Source organism: Enterovibrio coralii, from assembly GCF_001559595.1.
GTDB lineage: Bacteria > Pseudomonadota > Gammaproteobacteria > Enterobacterales > Vibrionaceae > Enterovibrio > Enterovibrio coralii.
Window position 1 is genome coordinate 18784 of the sequence record NZ_LNTY01000015.1, and the last position, 12930, is coordinate 31713.

Annotated in this window: 14 protein-coding genes and 2 pseudogenes; 6 read left to right on the plus strand and 10 right to left on the minus strand. The window is 48.6% G+C overall.

Annotation, left to right across the window (positions count from 1 at the left end):
- Positions 1-115 precede the first annotated feature (115 nt).
- Complete coding sequence (locus ATN88_RS04685; RefSeq protein WP_083539417.1) at positions 116-982, plus strand: DUF3626 domain-containing protein; 867 nt, start codon at positions 116-118, stop codon at positions 980-982.
- Here the strand turns inward: ATN88_RS04685 and ATN88_RS04690 are convergent.
- Positions 972-1868, minus strand: a complete 897-nt coding sequence (locus ATN88_RS04690) for a LysR family transcriptional regulator (protein ID WP_067412168.1) — start codon at positions 1866-1868, stop codon at positions 972-974. The genes ATN88_RS04685 and ATN88_RS04690 overlap by 11 nt on opposite strands.
- Positions 1869-1980: 112 nt before the next feature.
- On the opposite strand from ATN88_RS04690, the gene ATN88_RS04695 reads away from it, so the two are divergent.
- Genes ATN88_RS04695 through ATN88_RS04705 form a run of 3 tightly spaced genes read left to right on the plus strand, consistent with a single transcriptional unit; the run spans position 1981 to position 3587 of the window.
- Positions 1981-2664 carry a pirin family protein gene (locus ATN88_RS04695; RefSeq protein WP_067412171.1) on the plus strand — a complete coding sequence of 228 codons (684 nt, stop codon included), beginning with the start codon at positions 1981-1983 and terminating at the stop codon, positions 2662-2664.
- Between the two features lie 30 nt (positions 2665-2694).
- Positions 2695-3315 (plus strand): isochorismatase family protein, encoded by a 621-nt coding sequence (locus tag ATN88_RS04700; RefSeq protein WP_067412175.1) that lies wholly within the window; start codon positions 2695-2697, stop codon positions 3313-3315.
- A gap of 50 nt (positions 3316-3365) precedes the next feature.
- Positions 3366-3587: a hypothetical protein gene (locus ATN88_RS04705; protein ID WP_067412178.1), complete on the plus strand. Its 222-nt coding sequence runs from the start codon at positions 3366-3368 to the stop codon at positions 3585-3587.
- Positions 3588-3611: 24 nt separating this feature from the next.
- Here the strand turns inward: ATN88_RS04705 and ATN88_RS04710 are convergent, their stop codons facing one another.
- Complete coding sequence (locus ATN88_RS04710) at positions 3612-4127, minus strand: GNAT family N-acetyltransferase (RefSeq protein WP_067412181.1); 516 nt, start codon at positions 4125-4127, stop codon at positions 3612-3614.
- Between the two features lie 71 nt (positions 4128-4198).
- Positions 4199-4468: a hypothetical protein gene (locus ATN88_RS04715; RefSeq protein ID WP_067412185.1), complete on the minus strand. Its 270-nt coding sequence runs from the start codon at positions 4466-4468 to the stop codon at positions 4199-4201.
- Between the two features lie 256 nt (positions 4469-4724).
- On the opposite strand from ATN88_RS04715, the gene ATN88_RS04720 reads away from it, so the two are divergent.
- Positions 4725-4961 carry a hypothetical protein gene (locus tag ATN88_RS04720; RefSeq protein WP_067412187.1) on the plus strand — a complete coding sequence of 79 codons (237 nt, stop codon included), beginning with the start codon at positions 4725-4727 and terminating at the stop codon, positions 4959-4961.
- Position 4962: 1 nt separating this feature from the next.
- Here the strand turns inward: ATN88_RS04720 and ATN88_RS04725 are convergent, their stop codons facing one another.
- The 7 genes and pseudogenes from ATN88_RS04725 to rbsD all read right to left on the minus strand — a co-directional run bounded on the left by ATN88_RS04725 (position 4963) and on the right by rbsD (position 11850).
- Positions 4963-5811 carry a patatin-like phospholipase family protein gene (locus ATN88_RS04725; protein WP_067412190.1) on the minus strand — a complete coding sequence of 283 codons (849 nt, stop codon included), beginning with the start codon at positions 5809-5811 and terminating at the stop codon, positions 4963-4965.
- Positions 5808-6824, minus strand: coding sequence for a substrate-binding domain-containing protein (locus ATN88_RS04730; RefSeq protein WP_067412193.1), 1017 nt, complete (start codon positions 6822-6824; stop codon positions 5808-5810). The genes ATN88_RS04725 and ATN88_RS04730 overlap by 4 nt, the downstream gene beginning before the upstream one ends.
- Before the next feature lie 32 nt (positions 6825-6856).
- Positions 6857-7771, minus strand: coding sequence for a ribokinase (gene rbsK, locus ATN88_RS04735; RefSeq protein ID WP_067412196.1), 915 nt, complete (start codon positions 7769-7771; stop codon positions 6857-6859).
- Positions 7772-7950: 179 nt separating this feature from the next.
- Positions 7951-8829, minus strand: coding sequence for a ribose ABC transporter substrate-binding protein RbsB (gene rbsB, locus ATN88_RS04740; RefSeq protein WP_067412199.1), 879 nt, complete (start codon positions 8827-8829; stop codon positions 7951-7953).
- A gap of 86 nt (positions 8830-8915) precedes the next feature.
- Positions 8916-9896: a ribose ABC transporter permease gene (gene rbsC / locus ATN88_RS04745; RefSeq protein WP_067412204.1), complete on the minus strand. Its 981-nt coding sequence runs from the start codon at positions 9894-9896 to the stop codon at positions 8916-8918.
- Positions 9893-11396 (minus strand): annotated as a pseudogene (rbsA, locus tag ATN88_RS04750) (ribose ABC transporter ATP-binding protein RbsA). The gene rbsC and the pseudogene rbsA overlap by 4 nt, the downstream one beginning before the upstream one ends.
- 36 nt (positions 11397-11432) lie before the next feature.
- A pseudogene (rbsD, locus tag ATN88_RS04755) lies at positions 11433-11850 on the minus strand (D-ribose pyranase).
- Between the two features lie 342 nt (positions 11851-12192).
- Between rbsD and ATN88_RS04760 the strand changes: the two are divergent.
- A complete protein-coding gene (locus tag ATN88_RS04760; RefSeq protein WP_067412208.1) occupies positions 12193-12633 on the plus strand; it encodes a hypothetical protein in 441 nt (146 codons plus the stop codon).
- The last annotated feature ends 297 nt before the right edge of the window (positions 12634-12930 follow it).

Here is a 12930-nt window from a genome sequence, read left to right on the forward strand (position 1 = left end):
AAGACAACCGCTTACGCTTAATTCGTAGAAACGAAAATATCTAGCAAGGTCGAGTGCATCAGTTTGATTATTTTGATAATTTGAATGTTCGACGTTCTTACGAGAGTACACACCTTTGCCGTCAAACGTATCTCCCTTTAGCCTGCCCGCACAGAATGCCATTTCGCTGTTCCAACGACGTTCTAAAGGTAACCCCGCGCCGTGTCCTTTTGATGTGACCATCAATTTTCACCCTGACAGAATGACGTCAGATAACCAACCTTTGCTTCTCGCGATCGCGCGGGATGGCTGCTTGAAATCCCAGTTTGAGACGGGAACCAGCAATGGTGGACTTTCCGCCTTTGTCGGCGGCGATCGCTGGTATTGGGAAAGCCGCGTGTTTGATGGCGTATATGATGAAAGTGAGCCGCCACAACGGCCAAAATACGGTGCGCTGAATATTAACGACTTTGAATTTGGTGCATCGCCGCGTTTTGGTTCTTCCCATTTCAGGCTAAAGCCTTCGGTGCTCGCGCGAACCACATTGTGCTATCCAGATAGCTACTACCAACCAAAAGACTTTGCGACCCCCGAGTACGCGCAATCGCTCATTCAATTGCTTGAAAGTGATGATGTCGAGCCGTTAGATGCTTACATCGAAGCGCAAATTCACGACGTCATAGACCTCGAGAAAGACATTGATGCCCTCGTCCTCGATCCGTCATTTAAAGGCACAGAGATTGAAATCTTTGCTTCTAATCTTCCTGTTAAAACCGAATGGCACCGCGGGTTTGCCCTAGATTTACGTTGTTTCGCACTGCCAGAAAACTACAGAGGCCAACACATAGTCGCCTTAGCCAGTGAAATAGCTCAGGACCGTTTACTCACGCCACGAATCATTGGCGCGGCATTGCAATCTGACAATCATGATCCGCAAGACATCAAAAAAGTTTGGCACTACCTGGCAAGATTTGGGTATCAGCAGACGCACCTTAGCACTTAAGTGCGTTACCAAACGTGTCTTCAATGTGTTCGAGCAATGCACGTACTTTGGGAATTTTGGCGCGATGCTGCGGATAAAGCGCATAGATATCGACAGGTTCCATGCCCCACTCTGCGCAAAGCTTAACAAGCGTGCCGTTTTCTCGCTCTGTCGTACACATATAATCAGGTAAGGGTGCAATCCCAAGTCCTTCAATAGCGGCTTGCTTTAGCGTTGCGAAATCATCGGCTCTAAGTCGAGGATTAACTCTCAATGTATGCGGCTGCCCATCACGAATCAGTGTGAGCCGATTGCCAGGCGCGATTCTAGGCATGATAAGAAAATCATCGCTCTCGATAGCTTCCAATGTGCTTGGGCACGCTCGGCGTCCAAGATACCCGCGACTCGCATACAAACTTCTGGTGGCAACGCCAAGTTTTTTGCCCACCAAGCGAGAGTCATCAAGCATGCCGACTCGAATCACCATGTCAAAACCACCTTCAATCAAATCAACCCGCTCATTGACGAAGTTCAAGTCCAAAGACAGGTCGGGATACTTTAACAAGAAAGGGCTAATCGCAGGCTTTAGAATTCTCTGCCCTAAGGTCACTGACGCCCCGACCTTAATGTTCCCTGTGTATTGCGTGAGCACCTCAGAAACAGCCGCCGAAGCAAGTTCCATCTCTTCTTGAATCCGCTTGCAGTGCGACAAATAACGCTTACCCGCTTCCGTCAAATGTTGAGCACGTGTCGAACGCTCCAACAAAGTAACGCCCAATTGCCTTTCAAGACGAGAGACTTTTCGACTGACATTGGCTTTTGGCATTTCTAAACGCTCAGCAGCGAGTGTGAAACTGCCCGATTCAACCACAGCCAAGAACACCATCATGTCATTCAAATCCTGCATGCCAACACTCCATTGTTGTTGAATTTGAAACAGAGTTATCAAAGTATGTGCATTTATTAAACAATAACAGAAATCTATTCTCTCCTTAACAGCGAATAACAAGGAGAGTGACATGCAGACACTACATAGAGATTCCCTACCACTTGGCGGTTTTGCAGGGCTGCGAGAACACCGACTGGTGACGGACAGCCGAGTCTTTGGCTCACGTAAGTCGCCACAAACTTTTGAGGGGCTCGGTAACTTTATTTATCTGGCGGATGCCCGTTTCAACCCAAATGGCGAAACAGGAATGCACCCGCATCACGAAGTGGATGTTATTTCGGTAATGATCGAGGGTCGCGTCTCGCACGAAGGTTCTCTTGAGCACGGTAAGAGCCTCAATGCCGGAGACGTTCAGGTTCAACGGGCTGGCGGTGAAGGATTTTCGCACAATGAAGTGAACCCTGACGCCACAAAAAATCGCATGATCCAGCTTTGGGCACTTCCAGATACGTCAGGTCAACCCGCAGGCTACAAACATTACTCCCCACAAAAATATGGCGTCACGCGAATATACGGTGGTGATGAAAATCAGCCTGAGACGTTTGATAACCAAACGCACATCAACATTGTGAAATTGGCCCAAAGCGAAAAATACCGGCTGAGTCGTGACTCGTTAAGTTATGTCACTGACGGTTCAGCACTTTTCTCAAAAGACGGTGAATATGTTGAAGCGACTGACGGCAGTTTAATTCGAGGGGAACAACTCGACATCGAAGCCAAAACAGACGTTCAGATCATTGTTATCAGCCAGTAGGACGGCACCCCAAACATTAAGGAGAACACCATGAACAAGTTCGCAGAAACACTCACACCCGACAATGCAGTGTTGGCCATGATTGACCACCAGACAGGTCTTCTGGTGAGCTGTAGAGACCAAGACCCACACTTGATGACCGCAAATATTAAAGGTCTTAGCATGATGGCAAAAACAGTGGGTATGCCATCGGTGATCACCGCCAGTATGCCGGAAGGGCCCAATGGTCCCATCATGCCAGAAATCACTGACATTCTTGGCGATAACATCATAAATCGAGCAGGCGAAATCAATGCATGGAAAAGCCCAGAATTTCGTCATGCTATTGAAGCAACGGGTCGCAAGAAAATCATTATGGCGGGTATCGTCACGGATGTTTGTCTGATGTTTCCGGCTATTTCTGCTGTCGCTGAGGGGTATGACGTATACGCCGTCGTAGACGCCTCTGGCACATGGAACAGTGCGGTGGCTGAAGCGTCTATTCACCGTATGACACAAGCAGGGGTAAAAGTCGCCACATGGGCATCGGTTCTCGCTGAAGTTATGGATGATTGGCGCAGTGAACACGGGTTGGCACTTGGCGGTGTTTTGGGTGAGCACACAAGCTATCGCTGGGTGTACAACAGCTTTCTTCAGGCAAACAGTCAGTGATAAATAAATAAGGCCGCGGTGGCGGCCTTATCTCAGAAAAAGGAACTAAGATGAATCAGCCTTCCCCACCTAACCGACATGTACTCGCTTTAGTGACGTTTTTAGCGTTAGTGCCGCTTGTCTATTTCATTCCGGATGCGGTAGCACACGCATTCCCACAAAAACTGATGAATGTCATTATCAGTGTTGGCGTTATCGTTCCAATAATTTCCTATGGAGTCATGCCAGCCTTTTTGCGACTAAGAGCTCTGTGGGTCAATAAGAGAAGTTAAAGGCGTTCAAACCGCCTTTCTATATCAAACTGCCTTTCTATAAATGCAAACTTCCCGTTGTTCTCCGCGCGCTACGAAAGGTTGAGTTTCACAATATGCCGCGCCCAGTTTGAGAATGACAGACTTTGAGCGGTCGTTACCTGCTAGGTGGGAGACTTCTATTTCTTTCAATCCATGGTGTTGTTTGCAATGGGCGATGAGTCCTTTGGCGGCTTCGAGGGCGATCCCTTTGCCCCAACAATCCACAGCAACCCAATAGCCGAGCAGACCAAATCCATCTTCCAATTTAGGGAAACTGACTGCACCCACAATATCGTCTGATGGCTTTAGGGTAATGGCATAGACAAGTCCCGTCCCTTCCTGAAATCGCAAGTGATGGGTATTAATCCATTCGACAGCCATTTCTGGCTCGTACGGGTGCGGGATGTCTGGCACCATCTCCGCGATGGCTTTGTCTCCGGCAAGCGTCGCTACACGTTGACTGTCTTTGACGCTAAAAGGGCGAAGTATAAGTCGTTCTGTCTCAATATTTTCCTGCATGTCTTTTTGCCCTTAACTACGTGGGTTAACACGTAAACACGTAAGCGAGTAGATGCTTAGCACCTTCCTAGCTACTTTTTGAACTTGATATCGACGTTGTTGCGCAGGTACGCAGGAATGGCGAGTTTTTCCTCAAGGCTCGAAAACTTGGACGCGGGCATGTTTTCAATGATTTTGTTCAGCTCCTCGTAGCTAATTCCAACCACACGAGATGCGGTCATTAAGCCATTAATAAAGTGCTTCTTATCGCGTTTTAGGTCCAATTCCGATTCTGGAATCAGACAGTAGGCATCACATTCTTTAGTGAGTAAATCCAGCAGAGCCTTTTGTTGTTCTTCCATGTGCTTATCTCGATATACCGATAAGAATAAATCTATCAACTTACAGAGAGTGTTTGTCTAACATATTGATCTTACGAATTTAAATTCATGACGTGCGTCAAAAAACAGCCTATCCCAACCCTACCCTTGCTCACTAACACGCACGCTAACGCGGCCAAAGCCTGTTCATTCATACAGTTTTTTCATCTAACCTATTGACCTTACGTGCTCAGAACGCTATTACTGTATATGCACACAGTGCTTTAGGAGGTGTATTATGGACGTGAGAGAATTTGATAAGTTGCTTGAGCGTGTTAATCAAAGCCGAAAAGCAGCCTTGAAAGACAATTCATTCATCGAGCAGGCAGAGATGCATGCGAAAGAGTTGGCAAGAATTGAAAGCATGAGAGCTGAGCCAACCAAGAAGCGTAGAAACAAGGTGAAAGCCCCTAAACGCTTCTCAAATGTTTACGAGGGCTTTGCAAGCAATCGTGAATTGGATTTCCACTACTAATTTAATTTTCCCAGCTGCGTATTGCTTGTTCACCGGCTTTGACGCCCAGATGATACGCAGCTTCCAATGTCGCCGGGTCTCGACTCAATCGTTTTAATTTGAAGGATTCCGGCGGACAAATCTGAATAATCTCAACGCCTTCAGGCGGGTTTTCAATCAGAGCCAATGTATCGTTGTAGCGTGTATGTCGCGTCAGCATTGGCTCAATTAACGCGGGATACGCTTTCAACAAACGTTTCGTCAGGCCTGTAAACGCCGGTTTTGATTTTCGGTAATTAGCTGGTCGACTGCGGAGTACCATGATTTTTGTCGCCCCGCGACGAATCGCCTCTGCAACAGGAATGGCATCTCTGACGCCGCCATCAACATAGGTATGCTCACCCAGTTTCACCCCATGTCGATACATAATTGGAAGCGCACTGCTGGCTTTCATGGTCTCAACTAACGCATCAACATCTGGGGTTAAATACTCTGCTTCACCCGTATCTTGACGCGTGACACCAAGGAAGAATGGACGCTCATCCGCCTGAAGCACCTTCTTGTCGATGCCAAGTTCTTTGAGTGTGATATTCCACATCCAGTCGAGATCCATCAGATCCCCACCTGATACAAACTTGCCGAGTGAAAAGAACTCTTTTCTCAGACTGTAATCGAGATAAATCTTGAGGTTCCTACCGGGCATTTTTGCCAAGAAAGCAGCGAGATTACTCGCGCCCGCCGACACACCCCAAAAGCTGTCAAACGGCGAGAACTCCTCGTTCATGAAATGATCGAGCACACCACAAGAGAAGACGCCGCGCATCGCACCGCCTTCCACCACTAGCGCATTTGGGCCAATGCGATCGCTCATGCCTGCTCTCCTGCTTCAATAACAGAACCACGCTCCATGACAGTTGGCTCAAGCTCAACAATCTGCGGTGGATGCTCACCATTACCAATGCGTGCTATCAGCGCATCGACGGCAGCTTTCCCTAAGCGATACTTGGGCTGGTGAACTGTCGTTAGAGATGGCGTCATGTATTTCGCGATATGAATGTCATCGTAGCCCATCACTGATAGGTCGCGCGGCACGGAAATGCCTTGCTCATTCGCCGCATTGATAAGGCCCATCGCCATCATGTCGTTACCAGCGAAAATGGCGCTTGGCAGGTCGCCGTTTTTATTGAACGCGGCGAATGCTTGATAACCGCCTTCACACTCGAAATCCCCTTCCACAACCCATTTGGGATTGATCGGTAGACTCGCCTCTTTCATGGCACGCTTAAAGCCTTGATAACGCATTTGTGCTTGGTGTTTTACCAACGGACCCGTGATACAGCCAATGGCGGTATGGCCTTTGTCGATAAGGTGTTTGGTTGCGAGATAGCCACCGCGAAGAGAGTTATCTTGGATCTTGTCACAAGGCAACGAGATTGGGCCCCAGTCCATGACCACGACAGGTACGCTTTTCAGCTTTTCGAGAATATCGGAGTATTCACCTTCCATTGTTGAACACATCAGAATGAAACCATCGACGCGCTTTTGCATCATGGTGTCAATCGAGGCTTTCATTCGCGTGGCATCCCCTTCTGTATTGCAAAGAATGAGGTTATAGCCTGCGTGGTAGCAACTACGCTCTACCCCTTTTACCACCTCACCAAAGAAAGGGTTGGTTGATGTGGTCACAATCATGCCGAAGGTGTTGGTGCGATTGATTTTGAGGCTACGTGCCAAAGCAGACGGCGCGTAGTAGTTGAGTTCTTTTGCTGCATTGTTTACGCGCTCTGCAATTTCATCACTCACAAAGCGCGTTTTATTGATGACATGGCTGACGGTTGAGGTTGAAACACCGGCTAACTTCGCGATGTCTTTCATTGTTGCCATGTCATCTCCTTATCAGACGCGGTTTTTAGGGTCTATTGCCCTAGGAATGCCTCCACTTCCTCACGAGTAGGAATAGAGGTTTGCGCACCAAAACGGGTAACAGAAATTGCCGCCGCAGCATGTGCAAACTTAATGGCTGATTCTAAAGGCATTCCTTCCATTAGACCAGTAACGAATGCACCGTTGAACGTATCGCCAGCCGCCGTTGTATCTGTCGCTTCCACACGGAATCCCGGAACGATTTTTCCTGCATCATTCTGGCTAACATACACACCTTTCGCACCCAGCGTGATCATCACGGTTTCAATGCCTTTGGCATGAAGTTTCGTCGCCGCTTCGCCTGCTGTCGCTTCGTCTTCCACCTTCACGCCCGTCAGCACTTCGGCTTCGGTTTCGTTTGGCGTGATAATGTCGATGCATGCCAGCAAGCTTTCCGGCAGTTCACGCGCAGGTGCTGGGTTTAAGATGACTTTGGTATTGTGCGCTTTGGCTTCTTTTGCGGCGTATTCAATACCGTCCATTGGCGTTTCAAGTTGCATCAGCAGAAAGTCTGCTTGGCGAATGCGCTCAAGCTCTGGTTCAATCACTTCTGCCGTCAGCTTGGCATTGGCTTCTGCAGAAATACAGATGCTGTTTTCACCGCTATCCGACACTTGAATCATCGCAATGCCCGTTGGGCAATCCGCCTGCATTTTTACGCCACCGATATTGATGCCGTCACATTTGAAACTCTCGCGAATATTAATGCCAAACGGATCATCACCTACACAGGCAATAAAACCAATGTCTGCCTTTAAACGCGCAGCGGCAACGGCCTGATTGGCACCTTTGCCACCAGGGATCACTTGATAATTGCGGCCATGCAGGGTTTCACCTGGACGAGGGAAAGAAGGCACCTGCAATACATGGTCAGCGTTAACGCTCCCTAAAACCACTAACTTATTCATCGAGCTATCCTCAGCCTCTAAAGAGACCTTGTTGTTGTAAATACGGTCCCCGCGCTTCGTTACGTTGTTAGCTTGGGGTGAAAAGCGAATTGATTTAGGCTCTTTATCAAGAATTCCTATCTAAACAGCCTAAAGCAGTCAGCTTTTGGGGCTCCCTCGTACGAGGGAGCCGATTTGCATTATTGAGTAACGACTTTCAGAGGTACAGGGATAGACTTCTCAACTGCCTGACCTTTAAGCATTTTGTCTGCAACTTCAACACCAATCGCACCAATCAGCTCAGGCTGTTGCGCAATGGTCGCCGCTAGCTTGCCACGGTTAACCGCTGCGATGCCGTCCTCGGTGCCATCAAAGCCGACAATCATGATGTCTTTACCTGACGCTTGAACCGCACGAAGCGCACCCAGAGCCATTTCATCGTTCTGCGCGAATACGGCTTGAACATCAGGGTTTGCAGCCAGCATGTTCTCCATCACGTTCAGACCTTTGGTACGGTCGAAATCAGCTGGTTGGCTTGCCAGCAGTTCCATCTCGCCACCGTTCACAACGTTCATGAAACCTTCACCACGCTCACGCGCAGCAGACGTGCCCGCAATACCTTCAAGTTGGATAACCTTGGCTTTCTCACCCACTTTTTCCATGATGAACTTGCCTGCCATCTCGCCGCCAGCAATGTTGTCTGACGCGATATGACTCACGACGTCACCACGCTGCGCACCGCGATCTAGCGTCAACACAGGGATTTCGCTGCGGTTCGCAATACGAATGGCATTCGACACTGCAGCAGAGTCAGTCGGGTTAATCAAAATCGCCTTCACACCACGAATGGTCAGATCTTCCACGTTAGAAAGCTCTTTGCTTGGGTCGTTTTGTGAGTCCAGAACGATGAGGTCATAACCCAGCTCTTTGGCTTTGTTCTCAGCACCTTCTTTCATCGTCACGAAAAATGGGTTGTTCAGTGTAGAGACGACAATCGCCATGGTGTCCTGCGCCTGAGCAGCAACAGACACCGTTGAAGAAAGCAGAGCAGCAGAGATAAGCATGGATAGTTTTTTCATTGTCTTCATCCTTTTGTTTTTGGTGCGCCAATGAAGGGGGAACATTGGCGCGTTCTACACGTTGTTTAGGTTGTTACTTCGTAGGGTTACTTGTTTTTGTTGTCGACCATGACCGCCGCGAGAATCACCGTCGCTTTAGCAATCATTTGGTAGTAAGAGGACACATCAAGCAGGTTCAGAGCATTGTTCAGGAAGCCGATGATCAGTGCACCAATCAGGGTTCCCATGATGCGACCTTTACCACCCATTAGGCTGGTGCCGCCAAGTACAACGGCTGCAATCGCATCCAGTTCATAGCCCATGCCCGCAGTAGGCTGAGCAGAAGAAAGACGAGAGGTCACGATGATGCCCGCCAGTGCAGCCAACAGACCACAAATCGCGTAAGCACCAATCTTCACTTTATCGACATCAATACCTGAAAGACGGGTTGCAGACTCATTGCCGCCCAATGCATAGATGTAACGACCAAAGCGGGTGTGATTCAGCAAGTACCAAACCGCGGCAAACACAATCACCATCAGCCATACAGGCACAGGAATCCCCAGCGCGTAGCCCGTACCGAACCAAGCAAAGGCATCAGCCGTGCCAGTGAAACCAGTAGAGATAGGACGGCCTTCGGTGTACACCATGGTGACACCACGAAGCAGCGTCATGGTGACCAAGGTCGCGATGAACGCCTGCACCTTGCCTTTGGCGATGATGATGCCGGAAATCGCACCCAATACCGCACCTGCGAACAATGCTGTCGGTACTGCCACTAGCACAGGCACTTCCATCGCAATCAGGGTTGCCGCGAATGCGCCACACAAAGCGAGGACAGAACCCACGCTCAAGTCGATACCCGCAGTCAAAATAACCAGCGTCATACCAACCGCGATAATGGCGTTAATCGACGTCTGACGAAGGATGTTCAGGATGTTGTCGACGGTAAAGAAGTTAGGGTTTAAAAACGACACCACAACAATCAGGAACAAGAGTGCAATCAGCGACTTTTGTTCAATCAACCATTCCTTGCTGAACAGCTTTTTGCCTTCTGCTTTTGATGGTGTTACTGCGTTACTATTCATGCTGCATCCTTCTTAACGTTTTTACCTACAGCGCAGGCCAGTAATGTTTCTTGATCGGCGTCTTTTGCATCGAATTCGCCAGTAATTCGGCCTTCATGCATCACCATGATGCGATCGCTCATTCCCAGCACTTCTGGCATGTCAGAAGAAACCAAAATGATGCTCATGCCTTCCGCTTTGAATCGGTTGATCAGTTGGTAAATTTCTTTCTTTGCACCCACGTCAACACCACGCGTTGGTTCGTCGAGGATCAGGACGCGCGGTTTGGTCATCAGCCCTTTTGCAATTGCCACTTTCTGCTGGTTACCGCCAGAAAGGTTGCCAATGAGCTGCTCGCGGGTTGGGGTTTTGATATTGAATAGATTGATGAAGTCATCAACGGCCATCACTTCATCCGCATGACGGATTTGCAGCCCTTTGCTGAGCTTGTCGAGAGAACAAATCGACATGTTCTCTTTGACTGACAGACCAAGGATCAGGCCATCGCCTTTACGGTCTTCAGAGATATACGCGATGCCGTTTAGCAAGCCATCTCGTGGATTAATTGGGTTAACCGCTTTGCCGTTCAGTACGATATCGCCACTTTCACGGGGTAACGCGCCGTAAATCACTTTCATCAGCTCAGTACGACCGGCACCCATCAAGCCTGACACGCCAAGGATTTCGCCGCGCTTTAGCGTAAAGCTCACGTCCTTAACACCAGAGCCAGACACGTTTTTCACGTCAAGACAGATATCGCCATGCGTCACGGCAATGCGTGGGTATTGCTCCTCCAGCTTACGGCCCACCATCATTTCTATCAGGCGGTCTTCATCAATGTCTTTTACCTGACATTCACCAATGAACTTGCCATCGCGAAGCACGGTGATGTCATCACAAATGGTGAAGATTTCTTTTAGGCGGTGAGAGATATAAACGATGCCGCAACCTTCATCACGAAGCTCATTGATGACGTTGAACAGGGATTCAGTTTCAGTGTCCGTCAGCGCATCTGTCGGTTCATCCATGATGATGACCTTGGATTCAAATGACAGTGCTTGGCAATTTCCACCATCTGCTGCTCACCCAAACTCAGTGAGCCCAATGGTGTTTTTGAACTGTGTTTCACATTCAGGCGCGCTAAAAGCTTATCGGCTTCAGCATACATTTTGTCCCAAAGCACGCGGCCAAAGGGGCCTGTAAACTCACGGCTAGGTAGATGTTTTCCGCAATGGTCAGTTCAGGGATCAGGTTCAGTTCCTGATGGATGATACTGATCCCCGCTTGCTGAGAATCGCGTGGGCCTTTGAATGCCGCTGGCTGTCCTTCGTAGTGAATCGAACCGCCATCCAATGGATGAATGCCAGTCAGCACTTTCATCAAGGTGGATTTGCCCGCGCCGTTTTCACCCATCAAGGCCATGACGCGGCCTGGGTAAACATTGAGACTGGCTTTATCGAGGGCTTTCACACCCGGAAACGCTTTTTCAATCTCATTGAGTTGTAATATTGCTTGAGTCATAGGACTACCCTCGTCTCACTCAATCCGTAAATGCCGTTAAAAAACCACGCCCGCTTTGAAAATGACATTGGCGTAAGGGGTACATTCGCCCGTGCGAATCACGGCATGACTGTCGTGGGTGCGCACTTTGAAGTCTTCGTGGGAAACGTATTGGATTGAGATGGATTTGCCGCTGCGAACTTCTTCTTCGAGGATTTCTTGAATCAAGCTTCGTGGCACTCAGGCTTGCTGTTGCAAACTCTTCCGCCAACACAATGCCTTCGATTTGAGATTCAGAGAGTACGACACGCACCGTGTCGAGAAAGCTTGGAACGCCATGTGTCAACGCCAAGTCGATACGTTGTACATGTTGAGGAATTGGTAACCCCGCATCACAAATAACGTACTCGTCTGTGTGTCCAAGGGTAGAAACCAAATGCGCGATCTCTGAATTCAGTAGGGTATTTTTTTTCATTATTTAACCTTCTTACAGCGGCTAATTCTCGATGGCGTTTTTCGTTCACAACTCTTATGGGGTGAATCGAACATACCATCGAAACGTTTCGCTCATTCTTATCGAAACGTTTCGATGCGTCTTTACGAGAATACCGAACTCGTGATTTTGCTCTCGATTTGCAAGGATCATTCGGCGCAAAACATGAACTGTTTCACTTAAATGAGCGAAGTGTCATTAGCAAAGAAAGGAAGTTGTGGCACAAAAAGCCCGTTAATTGAGGTAAGACAGCACCAAGAGTGTTACGCTTGGTGTCATTACGGGTGTTCGTCGCCTAACGCCAAAAAGGCCTGAAAAAACAATATGCAAAACAACTTACAAGCCCAAGTCGTCTCCGGCCTTTATCCATTGACTGAAGAATGGTCACTTCACCTCCCTTCCGAATTTAACGTCACGATGGAAGACGAAGATTTGGTGATTTGGCATGAGGGATTCACCATCTGGTGTTCGGTATGGAGCATTGACCCAGAAGAATCCCCTGAGGAAGCGTTAGAATGGATCGTCGAAGAACGTGCAGACGATGCCTTCGATATCCAAAAAGGCGAAGACAAGGGTTTGGTTTTCTATCGCTACCGTCTGTTCGAAGAAACCAATGACTTTCGCGTTGCTTCGCTCTACAACTTCAGCTTCAGCCATTCCAGCTACGTGCAACTTGGCGTCTATTTCGATGATGAAGCCGCCTTTGAAACGGCGAAGTCCATCTGTCAAAGCCTCTCGTTTAAAAACGCCATGCTACTGCACTGATGCGCGCCTATGTCGGTATCTGTGCCCTAACTGACGCATCCTGAATTTAACCTCACACCAAGAAGATTTAGGCACAGTGCCAAACCCCACTAAATCAGTACCAGTCTCGTATTCACGACACACCTCAACCACTTAACCCCTTTAGGCTCTAGGAAAACCCTGTCTGGTTTTATTGCAAGACAGGGAACAAAAAGCATGTGTGCGTTCTACACGAACTGAGAAACAAAGTTCGGATAGTTGGGTTTCCAGTGAAGGATACGATCACCCTCCAAGAAGCTTGCCATTTCTCTCTTCACC

Excerpts from the sequence above, each read along its gene's own strand:
- ATN88_RS04690 (WP_067412168.1), bottom strand. The coding sequence starts at position 1,868 with ATGCAGGATTTGAATGACATGATGGTGTTCTTGGCTGTGGTTGAATCG.
- ATN88_RS04695 (WP_067412171.1), top strand. The coding sequence starts at position 1,981 with ATGCAGACACTACATAGAGATTCCCTACCACTTGGCGGTTTTGCAGGG.
- ATN88_RS04700 (WP_067412175.1), top strand. The coding sequence starts at position 2,695 with ATGAACAAGTTCGCAGAAACACTCACACCCGACAATGCAGTGTTGGCC.
- ATN88_RS04705 (WP_067412178.1), top strand. The coding sequence starts at position 3,366 with ATGAATCAGCCTTCCCCACCTAACCGACATGTACTCGCTTTAGTGACG.
- ATN88_RS04710 (WP_067412181.1), bottom strand. The coding sequence starts at position 4,127 with ATGCAGGAAAATATTGAGACAGAACGACTTATACTTCGCCCTTTTAGC.
- ATN88_RS04715 (WP_067412185.1), bottom strand. The coding sequence starts at position 4,468 with ATGGAAGAACAACAAAAGGCTCTGCTGGATTTACTCACTAAAGAATGT.
- ATN88_RS04720 (WP_067412187.1), top strand. The coding sequence starts at position 4,725 with ATGGACGTGAGAGAATTTGATAAGTTGCTTGAGCGTGTTAATCAAAGC.
- ATN88_RS04725 (WP_067412190.1), bottom strand. The coding sequence starts at position 5,811 with ATGAGCGATCGCATTGGCCCAAATGCGCTAGTGGTGGAAGGCGGTGCG.
- ATN88_RS04730 (WP_067412193.1), bottom strand. The coding sequence starts at position 6,824 with ATGGCAACAATGAAAGACATCGCGAAGTTAGCCGGTGTTTCAACCTCA.
- rbsK (WP_067412196.1), bottom strand. The coding sequence starts at position 7,771 with ATGAATAAGTTAGTGGTTTTAGGGAGCGTTAACGCTGACCATGTATTG.
- rbsB (WP_067412199.1), bottom strand. The coding sequence starts at position 8,829 with ATGAAAAAACTATCCATGCTTATCTCTGCTGCTCTGCTTTCTTCAACG.
- rbsC (WP_067412204.1), bottom strand. The coding sequence starts at position 9,896 with ATGAATAGTAACGCAGTAACACCATCAAAAGCAGAAGGCAAAAAGCTG.
- ATN88_RS04760 (WP_067412208.1), top strand. The coding sequence starts at position 12,193 with ATGCAAAACAACTTACAAGCCCAAGTCGTCTCCGGCCTTTATCCATTG.